The organism is Mesorhizobium sp. P2_C5_2 (assembly GCF_056404535.1).
The window spans coordinates 830,273-845,020 of record NZ_JBFUDV010000001.1 but is presented as its reverse complement, the minus strand read 5'-3'; the positions used below and the strand labels follow the sequence as shown (position 1 = coordinate 845,020).

Here is a 14,748-nt window from a genome sequence, read left to right as displayed (position 1 = left end):
CGGATCATGTTTCATATATGCATCATGATGATTGAAACCTTATAATGATTGTATTATACGTAGAAGCCGCAGACTCAGACCGGCGCGCATGGACCGGTTTCCGGCATGCTGCATTCGCTGTTCCTGCTGGTCTTCATGCTGGTGGCCGCACCCCTGGCCAGCTACATCCCGCTTGCCGCCCTTGCCGGGGTGCTGGCGGTGGTGTGCTGGAACATGTTCGAGAAGCAGGGCTTCGCCACGCTGCTGCGCGCTTCGCGCGGCGACGCGCTGGTGCTGTTGGCGACATTCCTGATCGTCGTCTTTCGTGACCTCACCGAAGGCATCGTCGTCGGCTTCGCGCTGGGCTCGATCCTGCTCATCGACCGCATGGCCAAGTCGATCGCCGTGGAGGCCGACCTGCCGCTGGTGCAGGACGATGTCGCCGACAGCAGCGGCCGCGCCTACGATGCCAGCGAGGCGAGCGATGCCGACACCGTCGTCTATCGCATCTCCGGCGCCTTCTTCTTCGGCGCCGCCTCGACCGTCGGCACGGTGCTGGACCGCATTGCCGACCAGCGCAAGAACTTCATCCTCGATTGCTCGGCGGTGCCGTTCTTCGATTCCACCGCGGCCAATGTCATCGGGGGCGCGGCCCACAAGGCGAAGCGCGCAGGGGTGCGCTTCATCATCGCCGGCGCTTCGCCGCAGACGCGGCGCATGCTGATCAACCACGGCGTCAAGCGGCCGCTGGTGACCTTTGCCGCTTCGATCCCGGACGCGCGGGCGCAGCTTAAAGCCGCACCCGCTGGCTGAGCCGGCAAGTGCACCCTGTCAGTCCAGGCTCATCGCTGCGATCTCACCTTCGTTCATCAGCGGCACATAGATCGTCGACTTGCCGTCTGTGCCGATGTCGGCGCTGCCTGGCTTGAACTGCGCTACTGCCTCCGGCGTGCCGCCAACCTTGTAGCGATAGAGCGTGCCGGTCATGTAGGCGGTGGCGTAGACGCTGTCGCCGATGGCGACGACGCCGTCGAGGTCGGCGAAGTTTTGCGCGCCGGCCAGCGGCGTCACGGTTTTCGTCGCGAGATCGACTGACAGCAGGCCGCCGGGCTCGGCGGTGCTGAAGTCGGCCTTGATGCCCTTGCCCCACGACGCCACGATCAGCCGGCCGCCATCGGCGAAGACGCCATTGGGTGAGGCCAGCATCGCGTCCTTGACGAACAGTTCAGGCTGGTCGCCGTCGATGCGGTAGATCGCATCGGCCAGCATGTCGGTAACATAGATTTTGCCCGAACTGTCCGACGCCACGTCGTTGAGGAAGACGGCGCCAGGCACATCGATGGTCGAGACGAGCTTGCCGCTGGCGAGATCGACGACGCGTACCTTGGTGATATCGGCGACGTAGAGCTTGCCGCCGGAGACTGCCGAGCCTTTCGGTGCATCCATGCCATCGGTCCAGTGTTGGGTGACGATCTTGCCGTCCAGCGACAGCAGCGAGAGATAACCGTTGCCGTCGGCCTCGCCGGGATTGCCGACGATGTTGGAGACGATGATGCGGTTGTTGGCGGTGTCGAACAGCGCGGATTCCGGCTGCTGGAAGCCGGAAGCGAGCCAAGTCTCGCCGGCCTGGGCCGTTGATGCGAGCGCGATGCCTAAGGCGGCGACACAAATCGAGGTGATGAAGGTTTTCATGGCCAGGTCTCCTGTGATGACAAGCGGAGAGCTAGAGATTTCGATACTTTTCTGGAAGAGCGATTGCCGCTAGTATCGGAACCCGATACCAAATAGTGCAAAAGAGGTGCATCCCATGAACGGCCTGATCTTCGAGGCGCTGAAGCGGACGCTGAAGGCCAAGGGCGTCACCTATCGCGACCTTGCCGAGCGCATGGGTGTTTCCGAGCCGACGGTGAAGCGCATCTTTCATGAGCGCAACTGCAAGCTCGACCGGCTGGTCGAAATCTGCGCCGCCGCCGGCGTCGAGCTGGAAAACGTGCTGGGTTCGATGAACAGGGGACCGGGACCGGTCAACCGCATCGCGCCGGAGATCGAGCGCAAGCTCGCCGGACGGCCGGCGCTGCTGTTCATCTTCGTCATGCTGTCGGAGAAGTTCACGCCCGAAGGCGTCATGCGCTCGCAAGGCCTGAGCGAAGCCTCGATGTTCCTCTATCTGCGCGATCTCGAAGCGCTCGGCCTGATTGCGCTCGGCAGCGGGCTGTCGGCGAGGCTGCTGGTCGACACGCCCATCCAGTGGAATTTCGAAGGGCCGCTCAGGCCATTGTTCGAGATGACCAACAAGAATTTCATCGGCTGGGCGATCACCCATCTGGAGCGGGAAGCGACCTTCGTCTCTTTCTCCAGGCGGATGCGGCCGGAGACGGCGGAGATGGTCAAGCGCGAGGCGGAGGAACTGGCCGAGCGCGCCAAACTGCTCGCCCATCATGACCAGCACACGACGCCGGAAGACGGGCTGACCGGCTACAAATGGACGTTTGCCTTCGGCGCAACGCCGTTTCCCGCAATCATGCCGATCGGCCCGCATCCTAGGGATGCCGGGGCGCCCGACCGGCCCGCCGCTCCTGCAAAGGGACGCCGTCCGTTGCCGGCCTGACACGGCCCAGCGCCGGCCGCGGGCCGAACGCATCCATGTAGAGAGTGACGCCGGGCGCTGCGGTTTTTTGGTGACCTGAACAGGGAAGCCTCCGCCTGTCCTGCTCCGGTTTTCACCATGATCTTTGTCCGGACATTTTTGCTCGTTGCAGCCGCGTTTCAAACATGAAACCGCATTCATGATAGAGTTCGCGCACTGATTTGCCAGCAGAGGCGGGTTTGCCGAATGCTTGACATGTCCCCGCGAAATCGAAGTGATTCTATGCCGACCGCACCAACACTTGAACTTCGCCGCTATTCGCGCTTGAAAAATTTGCGGGAGCGCGCAGAACGCCAAGGTGCTGCATTGCAGTTCTGGGCGCGTACGGCATCGCTTGCTGTGATCTCCTGCTTCTTCTCATTGATCAGCCGCTGGGATGCCTCGCTGCTCTTCGTGCTGGCGGGCCTTGTGCTGTTCCAGCTCGTCGGCCTGATCCAGTTTCTCTTTGCGCGGCGTCGCGCCACGGCGCGATGGTGGATCGGGTACCTCGTCGGCACGCTGGACATCATTCTGTTGACCGTTCTGCTGGTAACGCCCAACCCGTTTTCCCTGGAGGTCGCGCCGGCCGCGATGCAACTGCGCGAGGGCAGCTTCAAATTCCTGCTGATTTTCGTATGCCTTGGCGCGCTGACCCTTTCGACACGATTGGCGCTCTATCTCGGCGCGCTCGCGGCCTTGACCTGGACGATCGGCGTGGGATGGGTCATTTTTCGTCCGGGAACCGTCATTCCGGCGACGAACCTCTATTCGATGCCGGTGACAGAGCGACTGAACCTCTATCTCAACCCCAATTTCGTCGATACATTCGCGCAGGCGACCAACGTGTTGATTGTGCTGATTATCGGCGCAATCATGGCGCTGGTCGTCTCTCGTTCCCGACATCTGTCGGATGACTATGTCAAGGCAGAGCGCGCCCGCGCCAATCTCGCCCGGCATTTTTCGCCCAATGTCGTCGACCAGCTCGCCGCGGATGACGAACCCTTCGGCCCGGTCCGCCGGCAGGATATTGCTGTGCTGTTCGCCGACATCGTCGGCTTCACACACTATTCCGAGGATCATCCGGCCGAAGCCGTGTTCGAACTTCTGCGTCAGTTCCACCGTCGCATGGAGCAGGTCGTTTTCGACCACCATGGCACCGTCGATAACTATATCGGCGATTGCATCATGGCGACATTCGGGGTTCCGCAAGCCAGCCACGACGATGCGACTCGGGCCATCCAGTGCGCTGAAGCGATGATCGCCGCTCTCGAAGACTGGAATGTGCAGCGGGTGTCCAGGGGATACCCGTCGCTGGACGTTCGGATCGGTGCACAATATGGCGCAGTCGTCATCGGCGCGGTGGGCAGCGAGCGCAATCTGTCCTTCGCGGTGGTCGGCGACACCGTCAACGTCGCCAGCCGTTTGCAGGCGCTCTGCCGTGAGCTTCAGGCGAATATTTGCTTTGGGTCACGGCTGATTGAGGCCGCGAAGGCGGAATCGCCCACGACACAGCTGAATGCGCGCGATCATGGACCGGTGAGCATCCGCGGCCGGGACGAACCGGTCCATGTCTGGGTCGAACACAGAGCCGAAAACCAGGCCGCTGTTGCGGTTTCGGCGTGATATAGGCCGCCTGACCCAGGCCGAAAGCCATCACGTGCCTGAGGTGATTGCTCCAGCCTTCGCGGCTGCGGCGTCTGTGCTTGCCTTGTCCTCCCAGGTCACCGCCCGGTAGTCGAAACCATATTCCAGCGTCGGTTTGACGATGCGGAAGAAGGGCGACAGGTCGAAGTCGCGCGGCGTGTAGAGCGAGTGGTGGCGGATGTGCAGGATTTCCCGGCGCGAATAGTTCGACTGCGCCGAGGCGCGGCCGGGTGCGCGGGTGATCTCGGGCAGGATCGGATAGCGGATCTCGCCATAGGCCTCGGCGATCAGCGTCGAGCAAATGGCGCGCGTCGGATCGCCCGAGCCGAAAGCCAGCATGCGGCGGCGCCAGCGCACCGGCACCGGCAGCGTCGGCAGGAAAAAGCGCAGCATGTCGAAAATGTTCTTGAGATCGTATTTCAGGCCAAGCTTGCCGATCATGAAGGCGACGACATGGTGGCGGTCCTCCGGCGCCAGCCCGCTCGCCCGGCAGATGCGGGTGTTGTAGGTGCGGTAGCGCGACAAAGGCACGGCGACACAGCCTTCGCCGAGCGTCACCTCGATCAGGCGGGGACGTTCCGATCCGTCCGCCGGTTCAGGCAAGGCATCGCCGACATAGAAAGCGGCGTGCGACCACGTCGACTGGGTCAGGTACTTGATCACCGCCGAGATCTTCTGGTTGCCTTCGACGAGCAGGATATCGCCGGGCTCAAGCGTGCGCCGCAGCGTCTCTGCGTCGGATGGCGTGTACGGTTCATAGCCCGAAGACTCATCCTGCAGCCGGCCGGCAAGCCAGCGGCCAAGCCGGTCGAGAAGCCTGTCGCGAGGCGCGGTCATGGTAGAGTGTGACCAGAGCCTGTTCCATTCCGATGGAATCGGGATGGGGCTCTAGCCTTTTGTTTGAGCATGATCTTTTCCGAAAACCGGATGCCACTTTTCGGGATCATGCTCTAGCACGGGCCGATGGGCGAGGGCCAGCGGTCGTCAGCCGACCGTCGCGTTCGCGTCTTCCGCTGGGCCGGCGAGGTCGTCGCGCACATTGCGGGCGAGTTTCTTTGTCGAGCGCTTGGGGCTGTCGCCGAACAGTTCGGCGGCACCGGTGAGACAGCTCTTCTTCAGGCTCTTTTCCGAGCGCTTCAACAGCTTGCCCAAAAGCTTTGTTTCCTGCGCATCGCCGAGCGGCTCACCGTCGGCTTCAAGCAGTGCGCGCATGACGAAGACATCGTGCAGTTCGCCGAGCTTTTCGCCCAGCTCGTCGACCGCCTTGCGCCGCACCTTGATCGGCGTCGGCCACAGCCGGCCGAGCAGCGACAGATGCATCGAGTGGGTCTTTGCCGCCTTGCGCAGATCGTGGAAATCCTCAGGCGAGCCGCGCGATCCAGCTCTGTCCAGCGCCTTCCTGGCGCGGCGCAAGGTCTTGCGGGCGCCGTCGGCAAGCACATCGGCGGCATGTTCGGGCAAATCGGGGAGCAGCAGCCGCTCTATCCGGACCAGACCTTCCTCGCAGGCGGCGGTCGCCGCGCCTATGGCGGCGTCGAGGCCGGCGCCGGCATGGATTTCGTGCTGGCGGGAAATGAGCCGGTCGCGCACGCTGTCGAGGCCGCCGCCGGCCACCTGCTCGGGAAAGGCGGCCGCCAGCCGGTCGATGGTCTCGACCAGCGCGGTCGCCTCGCGCGGACCGGCAAGCAGGGCCGCCACCTGGCGGTAGCACTGGTTTTCAGTCTGGCAAAACGTTTCGTTTCCGGAATGGACGAGGCGCAGCAAGGCGCGCGCGCTCTTCAGCCGCTTGCGGCATTTGTGCAATGCCTGCTCCGGCCGGTCGTGCGCGACGGCCAGATGCGCAAGCGCCTTGCCGATCTCCTCGCCAAGGATGCGCCTGACCTCGCCGGTCAGCGGCAGGCGCGGGTCGATGCGAAAACTCATGCGGCGATCTCCGGAATCCCCCCGAGGGCGAGCGACGCGTTGTAAAACCTCTGCTCGCCGGTCACTTCGCGGCCGAGCCAATCAGGCAGCATTTCGTCAGGTACATCCTCCGGCGTCTCGAGCTCGGCCACCACCAGGCCAGCAAGAATCCCGCCGAAAACATCGACTTCGTAGAGATAGCCGCGATGCCTAACATGGTGGCGTGTCTTCTCGATGACATGTCCGATGGCGAAGGCCAGCATCTCCTCGGCGTCGGCCAGCGGGATCGGATATTCATATTCGTCGCGCTCGCGGGCGCGGCTGCCGAATTTGAGCGTCAGTTTCGCCGCGGTGCCGTCGCTGATGCGCACGCGCACGGTGCGGCCGGGAGCTGCGGCAAGGTAGAACTGGCGAATGCGGATATCCGCCTCGGCCAGATTACGCCACTCGGCGCTGGAGACCAGGAACTTGCGTTCGACTTCCTTGCCCATGGCCGCGCACTAAAGCGTCTGCGGCTCGACATGGCAAGCCAGCACAGAGAATCAATTTGACTTTAATCAATCGATTGATTAAATCACTGGCATGATCAAACCAACACCAGACAAAATGCCCCGCCAGGAGACATCGCCCGCTGAGCAGACGCGCGCGGCGCTGGTGCTGGCCGCGCTCAAACTGTTCGGGCGGCAGGGCTTCGACGGCACCTCGACGCGCGAGATCGCGGCGGAGGCCAAGGCCAATATCGGTTCCATCGCCTATCACTTCGGCGGCAAGGAAGGGCTGCGCGCGGCCGCCGCCGACCACATCGTCGAGACCATCCAGACAATTGCCGGACAAGCGATCGGAACTGCGCCGGCTCCATCCACGCCCGAGGTTGCCAGGGCGCAGCTGTTCGCGGCGCTGGAGCGCATGGTGGGGTTCATCGTCGCGAGTCCCGAAGCCGGCGAGATCGTACAATTCGTACTTCGCGAGCTATCGCATCCCACGGCGGCGCTCGACCGCATCTATGCCGGCGTGTTCGAGCCGACGCATCGACGGCTGTGCCAGGTCTGGGAACAGGCGACCGGCGAGCCGGCCGAGAGCGAAGCCACCAAGCTCACCGTTTTCACCATGATCGGCCAGGTGATCTATTTCCGCATCGGCCGCGAGGCCGTGCTGCGCAGGATGGGCTGGCGCGAGATCGGCGCCGCGGAAGCCGCCAAGGTGGTGGCGGTCGCCACCAACAACCTCGAGGCCATGCTGGGCGCGCGCAAGGCCGCCGCCCGCAAGGAGGGCAAGCGATGAGTTTTCTCTGTTCCCTGCCGCTTGCGGCCCAGCTGTTCGGCGCCTGCGCGCCGGCGGCACCGCTGGCCGTCGGCTATGTCGAGGGCGACTATGTCTTGCTGGCGCCGATCGAGGTGGCGCAGGTCGAGACCGTCACGGTCAAGCGCGGTGACCGTGTCGAGCCCAACACGCCGGTGGTGACGCTGGAAAGCGCCGACGCAAAAATCGCCGTCGCCCAAGCCGAGGCCGCACTCGCCCAGGCGCAGGCGCAGCTTGCCGATCTGCAGGTCGGCAAAAGACCGGAAGAGATCGCCGTGCTGAAGGCCGAGGTCGACATGGCCCGCGCGCAAGCCACCGACGCCAGGCGCCGATATGACCGCGCCAGCGACCTGTTCAAGCGCGGCACCGGCACGCAGGCCGACTACGACACGGCGTCGGCGACGCTGGAGACGGCCAATGCGCAGGTTGGCCAGGCGGAGGCAAATCTCGCCGTCGGCGGCCTGCCGGCGCGGCCCGAAACCATCAAGGCGGCGGACAACCAGGTCAAACAGGCGCAGGCGGCACTGGAACAGGCGCAATGGCGGCTGTCGAAGCGGGTGCTGGCGGCACCTTCGCCCGGCCGCGTCAACGATGTCATCCGCAACCCCGGCGACACGGCCGGGCCGACCGCGCCCGTCATCTCGATGCTGCCGGACGGCGCCGTGAAACTCAGCGTCTATATCCCGGAAAGCGCCTTCTCCTCGATCAAGGTTGGCACGCTGCTTTCGGTCCATTGCGACGGCTGCGGCGAGGGCCTAAAGGCGCGCGTCAGCTATGTCTCGCCGGATCCGGAATTCACCCCGCCGGTGATCTATTCGCTCGAGAACCGGCAGAAGCTGGTCTACCTCGTCGAGGCACGGCCGGAGGGCAATGCCGGCGCGCTGCAGCCGGGCCAGATCGTCGATGTCGAACTGGCGGCCGCGGCAAAATGAACGCCATCGACGTTCATGGCCTGGTCAAGCGCTTCGGCGACAAGACCGTCGTCGACCATGTGACGATGACGGTGGCCGAAGGCGAGATCGTCGGCTTCCTCGGCCCCAACGGCTCAGGCAAGACGACGACCATCCGCATCATGTGCGGCCTCCTGACGCCCGACGAGGGTGAAGGCACGGTGCTGGGCTTCAACATCCGCACCGAGTCGCTCCGCATCAAGCGCGAAGTCGGCTACATGACGCAGAAATTCTCGTTCTACGAGGATCTGACGATCGGCGAGAATCTTGAATTCGTTGCGCGGCTCTATCGGCTGAAGCCGGTCGAGGAGCATGTGGCGAAGACGCTGGAGGAGCTCGGTCTGACGTCGCGCCGTAACCAGCTCGCCGGCACGCTGTCGGGCGGCTGGAAGCAGCGCCTGGCATTGGCAGCCTGCATCATGCACAAGCCGAAGCTGCTGCTGCTCGACGAGCCGACCGCCGGCGTCGATCCCAAGGCGCGCCGCGAGTTCTGGGACGAGATACATCGCCTCGCCAGCGGCGGGCTGACGGTGCTGGTGTCCACCCATTACATGGACGAGGCCGAGCGCTGCCACCGCATCGGCTATATCTCCTATGGCAAGATGCTGGCGACCGGCACCGTGGACGAGGTGGTGAAGAATGCCGGGCTGACCACCTTCGTGCTGCAGGGGCCGCGCCTCGACCAGGTCGCCGACGCGCTCAAGGATCGGCCGGGCGTCGACCAGGTGGCGCCGTTCGGCGCGACGCTGCATGTCGTCGGCTCCGACAAGGCGGCGCTGGAGAAGGCGCTTGCCGATGTCGAAAAGCAGCACAAGGGCGTGACCGTAAAACCTGGCGAGACCAGCCTCGAGGATGTGTTCATCCAGTTCATGTCCGGCTCGAAGGACAATATGGCATGAACAGCGTCTTCTCCTTCGCCAGGCTCGGTGCGCTGCTGATCAAGGAATTCATCCAGATGCGGCGCGACCGCATCACCTTCGCCATGATGCTGGGCGTGCCGCTTTTACAGCTGGTGCTGTTCGGCTACGCCATCAACAACGATCCCAAAAGCCTGCCCGCCGCGCTCGTGGCGACCAGCAACGACCCCTATACCCGCGCCATTGTCGCGGCCCTGCAGACGACCGGCTACTACCGCTTCGACCATGTCGCGCAAAGTGCCGAGGAAGCTGAATTCCTGATGGCGCGCGGGGATGTTGCCTTCGTCGTCACCATCCCGGCCGATTTCGGCCGCCGGGTGGAGCGCGGCGACAACCCGCAAATCCTGATCGAGGCTGACGCCACCGACCCGGCCGCCGCCAGCGGCGCCATCTCGACGCTAAGCAAAGTGGCCAGCCAGGCGCTGCTTCGGGCGCAAGGCATGCAAGAGGCGGCGGCCGAAAACGCCAGGGGCCAGCTCGATGTGGTCGTGCACCAGCGCTACAATCCGGAAGGCATCTCGCAATACAACATCGTGCCCGGCCTGCTCGGCGTCATCCTGCAGATGACCCTGGTGATGATGACCTCGATCGCGCTGACGCGCGAGACCGAGCGCGGCACGATGGAGAATCTGCTGGCCATGCCGTCCAGCCCATTCGAGATCATGCTGGGCAAGGTGCTGCCCTATCTGGTGGTCGGCGGCGTCCAGGTGGTGGTGGTGCTGGCGGCGTCGAAGCTTCTGTTCGCCATCCCCTTCGCTGGCTCGATATCGCTGCTGCTTACCGCCGTGCTGGTGTTCGTGCTGGCGCTGGTGCTGCTCGGCTACACCATCTCGACCATCGCCCGCACGCAGATGCAGGCGCTGCAGCTGACCTTCTTCTTCTTCCTGCCGTCGATCCTGCTGTCCGGCTTCATGTTCCCCTATCGCGGCATGCCGGGCTGGGCGCAGACCTTCGGCGAGATTTTCCCGCTGACGCATTTCCTGCGCATCACCCGCGCGGTGATGCTGAAGGGCGCCGAGCTGCCGGCGGTGGCAGGCGAGATCGCCTGGCTGGTTGCGTTCGTGGCTCTGTTTGCCGGTGTTGCGCTGGTGCGATTCAGGCGCACGCTCGACTAGCTCTCACGGGTTGAGCGATCTCGGACCACTGACGAAAGGGCTGCCCCGGACATAAAACCGCAGCGGGCGGTCCGCATCCTTGGTAATGCCGATCCGGATGCCTTGCCCGATGTCGCCGCCTTGATGCTCGTCGACAGCCAGCCATAGCGGGCCTTGCCGGCACAGATCGAGGCCGTCGAGCGAACGATCGATCCGCAATGCCTGGGCGAGCCGCCCCGGCCCGCGCGCCAGGTCGCGCAGGCGTTCGACGCCCCGGTTCAGCCGCATGATGGCAATGCCTTCGAGCGGTTCGAGCGCCCGGATCAGTACGCCGGTGCCGGTCCCCGGTCCCTCGCTCGAAACATTGAGCATCCAGGAGACGCCATAGGCGAGATAGACATAGGCGTGCCCGGGTCCGAGAAACAGCGAACGATTGCGCGGCGTCATCCCGCGATAGCCATGGCCGGCGGCGTCGCCGACGACATAGGCTTCGGTCTCGACGATGCGGCCGCTGACGATGCCTTCCGGCAGTTCCCGCACCACCAGTCTGCCGATGAGATAGCGGGCGAGAGCGGCCGTATCATCCGGCAGGTCCGCGCGGTCGAGCGGGTGGTGGCCGGCCATGCCCATCACCGCCCGGCTTCAGGGTATCCGCTCGACCCATTGCGCGCGCGAAGGGCCCGGCTCGAAAGGATCGCCGAAATACTGGGTCTCACGGGCCACCTTGCCATCGACGAACTCCATGATGCTCACCGTATAAGACGGAATCCCGTCATAGGTCAGGACATATTCGGTGATCCAGAGTTCGCCCGAGCCGGTGATCCGCCGCACCGTAAAGTGCTTTTGGTTCGGCTGCGCGGCGCGCGACGACTGGATGTTGCGCCGACCTCGAATGCGCTCGCCCGACTGCGGATAGTCGAGCACCGCGTCCTCGCGATAGATCTGATGCTCGGCCTCGAAATCATTGGCATCGGACGCCGCCCAATGGCGATCCAGCGCCGCTCTTATGTCAGCGTCTGCCATATCGGTTCTCAGGCTGCGGCCATGATCTCGGCATAGGTGCTGAAATCGACATTGCCGCCCGACAGCACCACGGCCACGCATTTGCCCGACAGCTCGATCTCGCCCGACGAAAGTGCCGCCAGCGCGACGCAGCCGCCGGGCTCGACCACCAGCTTGAGGTGGGCCATGGCGTCGCGCATCGCTTGTGCTGCCGCCTTGTCGGAGACGGCGATGGCGCCGGCGAGGTTTTTGCGATTGATCTCGAAGGTGATCGCTCCGGGCTCGGCAACCAGGATCGCATCGCAGATCGACGAGTGGCCCGGTTCGTTGGAAACCCTTTTTCCCTCGATCAGAGAACGGCGGGTGTCGTCGAAATGCTCAGGCTCGACAGCCCACACTGCGGTGGTCGGTGAGGCATCCTTGACGGCGATCGAAATGCCGCTCGACAGGCCGCCGCCGCCACACGGAATGACCACCGCGTCGAGGCTGACGCCGAGCGCTTTCGCCTGGCGCATCAGTTCGAGCCCGATCGTGCCCTGGCCTGAGATGATGGCCGGATCGTCGTAGGGCGGCACCAGCACCATGCCTTTGTCGATATAGGGGCGGACCACAGTCATGCGGTCGTCGCGAAAACGGTCGAACGGCACCACTTCGGCGCCCATTTTGCGGACATTGGCGATCTTCATCGCCGGCGCGTCGGCCGGCATGGCGATGACCGCCTTGATGCCGAACATGGCGGCGGATGCGGCAACGCCTTGCGCATGGTTTCCGGAGGAGAAGGCGACGACGCCACGGCCGCGCTCTTCCTCGCTCAGCGTCGACAATTTGTTGTAGGCGCCGCGGAACTTGAACGAGCCGGTGCGCTGCAGCGTCTCTGGCTTGAACAGAATGCGGCCGCCGAAGCGCTTGTTGAGTTCCAGCGATTCGATCAAGGGCGTCTCAACGATCAGGCCGGAGAGCCGCGCGGCGGCGGCGTGGATGTCGGCGATGCCGGGAAGCGTGGTCATGGCGAAGTCCTGAGAGGGATGAGATCGCGGCATGGTGCACGCAAAGGCAGGCCGCGCACCAATGAAAAAATGTGACCGTTACAAAGTTTGGCGGGCATGACTCGCGAGGAGGCGGGTCAAACTGGCCCACCTCTCCCGCCTTTATCCGCGGGGCCGTATCGGCTAAGGGCGGGGAAGCAGAATTCCGGACCGCCAGAAATGACCGCCAAACCAAAACCCCTGTTCCTCGGTATCGACACCGGCGGCACCTATACCGATGCCGTGCTGTGGTCTGAGCAAGGCGGGCCAAAAGGCAAGGTGCTGGCCAAGGCCAAGGCGCTGACCACACGGCACGATCTTGCCGTCGGCATTTCCGGCGCCGTCGATGCGGTGCTGGAAAAATCCGCCACCGACCCTGCTTCGATCAAACTCGTGTCGATGTCGACGACGCTAGCCACCAACGCGCTGGTCGAGGGCCAGGGCGGCCGCGTGGCACTGATCATGATCGGCTTTTCCGAAGGCGACCTTGCCCGCGACGGGCTGAAGACCGCGCTCGGCACCGACCCGGTAGTGTTTTGTCCTGGCGGCCATGACGTGCACGGCAACGCGGCCAAGCTCGACCTCTCAGGCTTGGAGGCAGCGCTGCCCGAACTCGGCGCCTCGGTGTCGGGCTTTGCCGTCTGCGCCTATTTCGCCACCCGCAACCCCGCGCACGAACTCGCCGCGCGCGACCTCATCCGCGAAAGGACCGGCCTGCCGGTCACCGCCAGCCACGAATTGTCGGCCAAGCTCGGCGGTCCGCGCCGGGCACTCACCACCTTGCTCAATGCCCGGCTGATCTCGATGATCGACCGGCTGGTGGCGGCGACCGAAGGATTTTTGGAAGCGCGCAAGATCGTAGCGCCCCTGATGGTGGTGCGCGGCGACGGCGCACTGGTCTCGGCCGCCTTTGCCCGCCAGCGGCCGATCGAAACCATCCTGTCCGGCCCGGCCGCCAGCCTGGTCGGCGCCCGCCACATGACGGGCCTGGACAACGCCATGGTCTCGGACATTGGCGGCACCACCACTGACGTCGCCGTGCTCGATGGCGGTCGGCCCAGGCTCGATCCCGAAGGCGCCACCGTCGGCGGCTTCCGCACCATGGTCGAGGCGGTCGCCATGCGCACTTTCGGCCTCGGCGGCGATTCCGAAGTGGCGCTGGAAGACGGCGCGCTCAACCCAAAAATCCTGCTCGGGCCGCGCCGGCTGGTGCCGCTGGCGCTGGCCGGCATGATGCATGGTGTTGCCGTGACATCGGAGCTCGAACGCCAGCTGCGCGCGCCCAATCCCGGCCGGATGGATGGGCGCTTTGCGCTGCGCACCGGCGTGCCGGACAGGCTCGCCGCCGGGCTGACCGCGCCTGAGGCCAAACTCTACGAGCTGATCGGCGCCGTGCCGCTCGCCATCGACAAATTGCTGATCTCGAACGCCCAGAACGCCACGCTGAACCGGCTGGTGTCGCGCGGGCTGGTGCATATTTCGGGCTTTACGCCCTCGGACGCCGCCCATGTGCTGGGCAAGCAGGCCAACTGGGATCAGGCGTCCGCCCGGCTCGGCGCCGAACTCTTCGCCCGCAAGCGCGACGGCCGCGGCCAAAACATCGCCGCCTCTCCCGAGGTGATTTCAGAACGCGTGCTGCTGACGCTGACGCGCTGGTCGGCCGAATACATTCTGGAAACCGCCTTTGCCGAGGACGGGCTGGATGGCGCCGCCACCGTCGCGCATGCGCTGGTGCAGCGCGCCGTCGATGCCCATCCCGGCATCGCGCGCTTAAGCGTTGCGCTCGACCGCCCGGTCATCGGCCTCGGCGCCTCGGCGCCGCTGCACTATGCCGGCTTGGCCGAGCTGGTCGGCAATGAGTGCGTGGTGCCGGAAGATACCGACGTCGCCAACGCACTCGGCGCCGTCGTCGGCCAGGTCCGCGTCTCGGCCGAAGCCCGCGTAAGCCAGCCCAAGGAAGGTTTGTTCCGCCTCGCCTCGGGGCAAACGGTGCGCGACTTCACCGACGAAGCGAAGGCGATCGCGGCGGCGGAGGCCGATGTGCGGGCGATTGTCGCCGAACGCGCGAAAGATGCCGGCACCGACAACGCCGAAATTGAAGTCGCCACCGAATTCCGCGTTTCCACGGTGGAGGCTCAGCGCATGTTCATCGAGGCGCATGTGGTTGCGGTGGCGTCGGGAAGGCCGAGGATTGCGGTTTGAGCGCCTCTTCCTTCTCCCCGTTTCACGGGGAGAAGGTGCCCGAAGGGCGGATGAGGGGCAGCGCCAACGAACGCGGCTTCACTGTACCGCCACCTCACGTAGACCGGC

General features: G+C 64.7%; 14 protein-coding genes and 1 pseudogene. 8 read left to right on the top strand and 7 right to left on the bottom strand.

The window, feature by feature from the left end; genetic code table 11:
* Positions 1-75: 75 nt before the first annotated feature.
* Positions 76-792: pseudogene (locus tag AC1D1B_RS03965) on the top strand (SulP family inorganic anion transporter); the annotation flags it as partial.
* Positions 793-810: 18 nt separating this feature from the next.
* Here AC1D1B_RS03965 and AC1D1B_RS03960 read toward each other — a convergent pair.
* On the bottom strand, positions 811-1,671 hold the full coding sequence (locus AC1D1B_RS03960) for an SMP-30/gluconolactonase/LRE family protein (RefSeq protein ID WP_477329540.1): 861 nt from the start codon (positions 1,669-1,671) through the stop codon (positions 811-813).
* Positions 1,672-1,786: 115 nt separating this feature from the next.
* On the opposite strand from AC1D1B_RS03960, the gene AC1D1B_RS03955 reads away from it, so the two are divergent.
* Entirely contained in the window at positions 1,787-2,587 is an 801-nt protein-coding gene (locus tag AC1D1B_RS03955) for a helix-turn-helix domain-containing protein (RefSeq protein ID WP_477329538.1), read from the top strand.
* Between the two features lie 261 nt (positions 2,588-2,848).
* Positions 2,849-4,228 (top strand): adenylate/guanylate cyclase domain-containing protein, encoded by a 1,380-nt coding sequence (locus tag AC1D1B_RS03950; RefSeq protein WP_477329536.1) that lies wholly within the window; start codon positions 2,849-2,851, stop codon positions 4,226-4,228.
* 30 nt (positions 4,229-4,258) lie between these two features.
* Here the strand turns inward: AC1D1B_RS03950 and AC1D1B_RS03945 are convergent, their stop codons facing one another.
* The 3 genes from AC1D1B_RS03945 to AC1D1B_RS03935 all read right to left on the bottom strand — a co-directional run bounded on the left by AC1D1B_RS03945 (position 4,259) and on the right by AC1D1B_RS03935 (position 6,642).
* Complete coding sequence (locus AC1D1B_RS03945) at positions 4,259-5,086, bottom strand: C40 family peptidase (RefSeq protein WP_477329534.1); 828 nt, start codon at positions 5,084-5,086, stop codon at positions 4,259-4,261.
* 147 nt (positions 5,087-5,233) lie between these two features.
* Entirely contained in the window at positions 5,234-6,172 is a 939-nt protein-coding gene (locus AC1D1B_RS03940; protein ID WP_477329532.1) for a CHAD domain-containing protein, read from the bottom strand.
* On the bottom strand, positions 6,169-6,642 hold the full coding sequence (locus AC1D1B_RS03935) for a CYTH domain-containing protein (RefSeq protein WP_477329530.1): 474 nt from the start codon (positions 6,640-6,642) through the stop codon (positions 6,169-6,171). Before AC1D1B_RS03935 ends, AC1D1B_RS03940 begins: the two co-directional genes overlap by 4 nt.
* A gap of 91 nt (positions 6,643-6,733) precedes the next feature.
* On the opposite strand from AC1D1B_RS03935, the gene AC1D1B_RS03930 reads away from it, so the two are divergent.
* Genes AC1D1B_RS03930 through AC1D1B_RS03915 form a run of 4 tightly spaced genes read left to right on the top strand, consistent with a single transcriptional unit; the run spans position 6,734 to position 10,432 of the window.
* Positions 6,734-7,432 (top strand): CerR family C-terminal domain-containing protein, encoded by a 699-nt coding sequence (locus tag AC1D1B_RS03930; RefSeq protein WP_477329529.1) that lies wholly within the window; start codon positions 6,734-6,736, stop codon positions 7,430-7,432.
* Positions 7,429-8,382, top strand: a complete 954-nt coding sequence (locus tag AC1D1B_RS03925; RefSeq protein WP_477329527.1) for an HlyD family secretion protein — start codon at positions 7,429-7,431, stop codon at positions 8,380-8,382. The genes AC1D1B_RS03930 and AC1D1B_RS03925 overlap by 4 nt, the downstream gene beginning before the upstream one ends.
* Entirely contained in the window at positions 8,379-9,299 is a 921-nt protein-coding gene (locus tag AC1D1B_RS03920) for an ABC transporter ATP-binding protein (protein WP_477329525.1), read from the top strand. The genes AC1D1B_RS03925 and AC1D1B_RS03920 overlap by 4 nt, the downstream gene beginning before the upstream one ends.
* Complete coding sequence (locus AC1D1B_RS03915) at positions 9,296-10,432, top strand: ABC transporter permease (RefSeq protein WP_477329523.1); 1,137 nt, start codon at positions 9,296-9,298, stop codon at positions 10,430-10,432. The genes AC1D1B_RS03920 and AC1D1B_RS03915 overlap by 4 nt, the downstream gene beginning before the upstream one ends.
* A 3-nt stretch (positions 10,433-10,435) precedes the next feature.
* Here the strand turns inward: AC1D1B_RS03915 and AC1D1B_RS03910 are convergent, their stop codons facing one another.
* The 3 genes from AC1D1B_RS03910 to AC1D1B_RS03900 are packed head-to-tail and all read right to left on the bottom strand — an operon-like array spanning position 10,436 to position 12,420.
* On the bottom strand, positions 10,436-11,035 hold the full coding sequence (locus tag AC1D1B_RS03910) for a DNA-3-methyladenine glycosylase (protein WP_477329521.1): 600 nt from the start codon (positions 11,033-11,035) through the stop codon (positions 10,436-10,438).
* Between the two features lie 18 nt (positions 11,036-11,053).
* Positions 11,054-11,434: a nuclear transport factor 2 family protein gene (locus AC1D1B_RS03905; RefSeq protein ID WP_477329519.1), complete on the bottom strand. Its 381-nt coding sequence runs from the start codon at positions 11,432-11,434 to the stop codon at positions 11,054-11,056.
* An 8-nt stretch (positions 11,435-11,442) separates the two neighbouring features.
* Entirely contained in the window at positions 11,443-12,420 is a 978-nt protein-coding gene (locus AC1D1B_RS03900; RefSeq protein WP_477329517.1) for a threonine/serine dehydratase, read from the bottom strand.
* Between the two features lie 198 nt (positions 12,421-12,618).
* On the opposite strand from AC1D1B_RS03900, the gene AC1D1B_RS03895 reads away from it, so the two are divergent.
* Positions 12,619-14,640, top strand: coding sequence for a hydantoinase/oxoprolinase N-terminal domain-containing protein (locus AC1D1B_RS03895; protein WP_477329515.1), 2,022 nt, complete (start codon positions 12,619-12,621; stop codon positions 14,638-14,640).
* The last annotated feature ends 108 nt before the right edge of the window (positions 14,641-14,748 follow it).

Coding starts and splice junctions, on each gene's coding strand:
- AC1D1B_RS03960 (WP_477329540.1), bottom strand. CDS start 1,671: ATGAAAACCTTCATCACCTCGATTTGTGTCGCCGCCTTAGGCATCGCG.
- AC1D1B_RS03955 (WP_477329538.1), top strand. CDS start 1,787: ATGAACGGCCTGATCTTCGAGGCGCTGAAGCGGACGCTGAAGGCCAAG.
- AC1D1B_RS03950 (WP_477329536.1), top strand. CDS start 2,849: ATGCCGACCGCACCAACACTTGAACTTCGCCGCTATTCGCGCTTGAAA.
- AC1D1B_RS03945 (WP_477329534.1), bottom strand. CDS start 5,086: ATGACCGCGCCTCGCGACAGGCTTCTCGACCGGCTTGGCCGCTGGCTT.
- AC1D1B_RS03940 (WP_477329532.1), bottom strand. CDS start 6,172: ATGAGTTTTCGCATCGACCCGCGCCTGCCGCTGACCGGCGAGGTCAGG.
- AC1D1B_RS03935 (WP_477329530.1), bottom strand. CDS start 6,642: ATGGGCAAGGAAGTCGAACGCAAGTTCCTGGTCTCCAGCGCCGAGTGG.
- AC1D1B_RS03930 (WP_477329529.1), top strand. CDS start 6,734: ATGATCAAACCAACACCAGACAAAATGCCCCGCCAGGAGACATCGCCC.
- AC1D1B_RS03925 (WP_477329527.1), top strand. CDS start 7,429: ATGAGTTTTCTCTGTTCCCTGCCGCTTGCGGCCCAGCTGTTCGGCGCC.
- AC1D1B_RS03920 (WP_477329525.1), top strand. CDS start 8,379: ATGAACGCCATCGACGTTCATGGCCTGGTCAAGCGCTTCGGCGACAAG.
- AC1D1B_RS03915 (WP_477329523.1), top strand. CDS start 9,296: ATGAACAGCGTCTTCTCCTTCGCCAGGCTCGGTGCGCTGCTGATCAAG.
- AC1D1B_RS03910 (WP_477329521.1), bottom strand. CDS start 11,035: ATGGCCGGCCACCACCCGCTCGACCGCGCGGACCTGCCGGATGATACG.
- AC1D1B_RS03905 (WP_477329519.1), bottom strand. CDS start 11,434: ATGGCAGACGCTGACATAAGAGCGGCGCTGGATCGCCATTGGGCGGCG.
- AC1D1B_RS03900 (WP_477329517.1), bottom strand. CDS start 12,420: ATGACCACGCTTCCCGGCATCGCCGACATCCACGCCGCCGCCGCGCGG.
- AC1D1B_RS03895 (WP_477329515.1), top strand. CDS start 12,619: ATGACCGCCAAACCAAAACCCCTGTTCCTCGGTATCGACACCGGCGGC.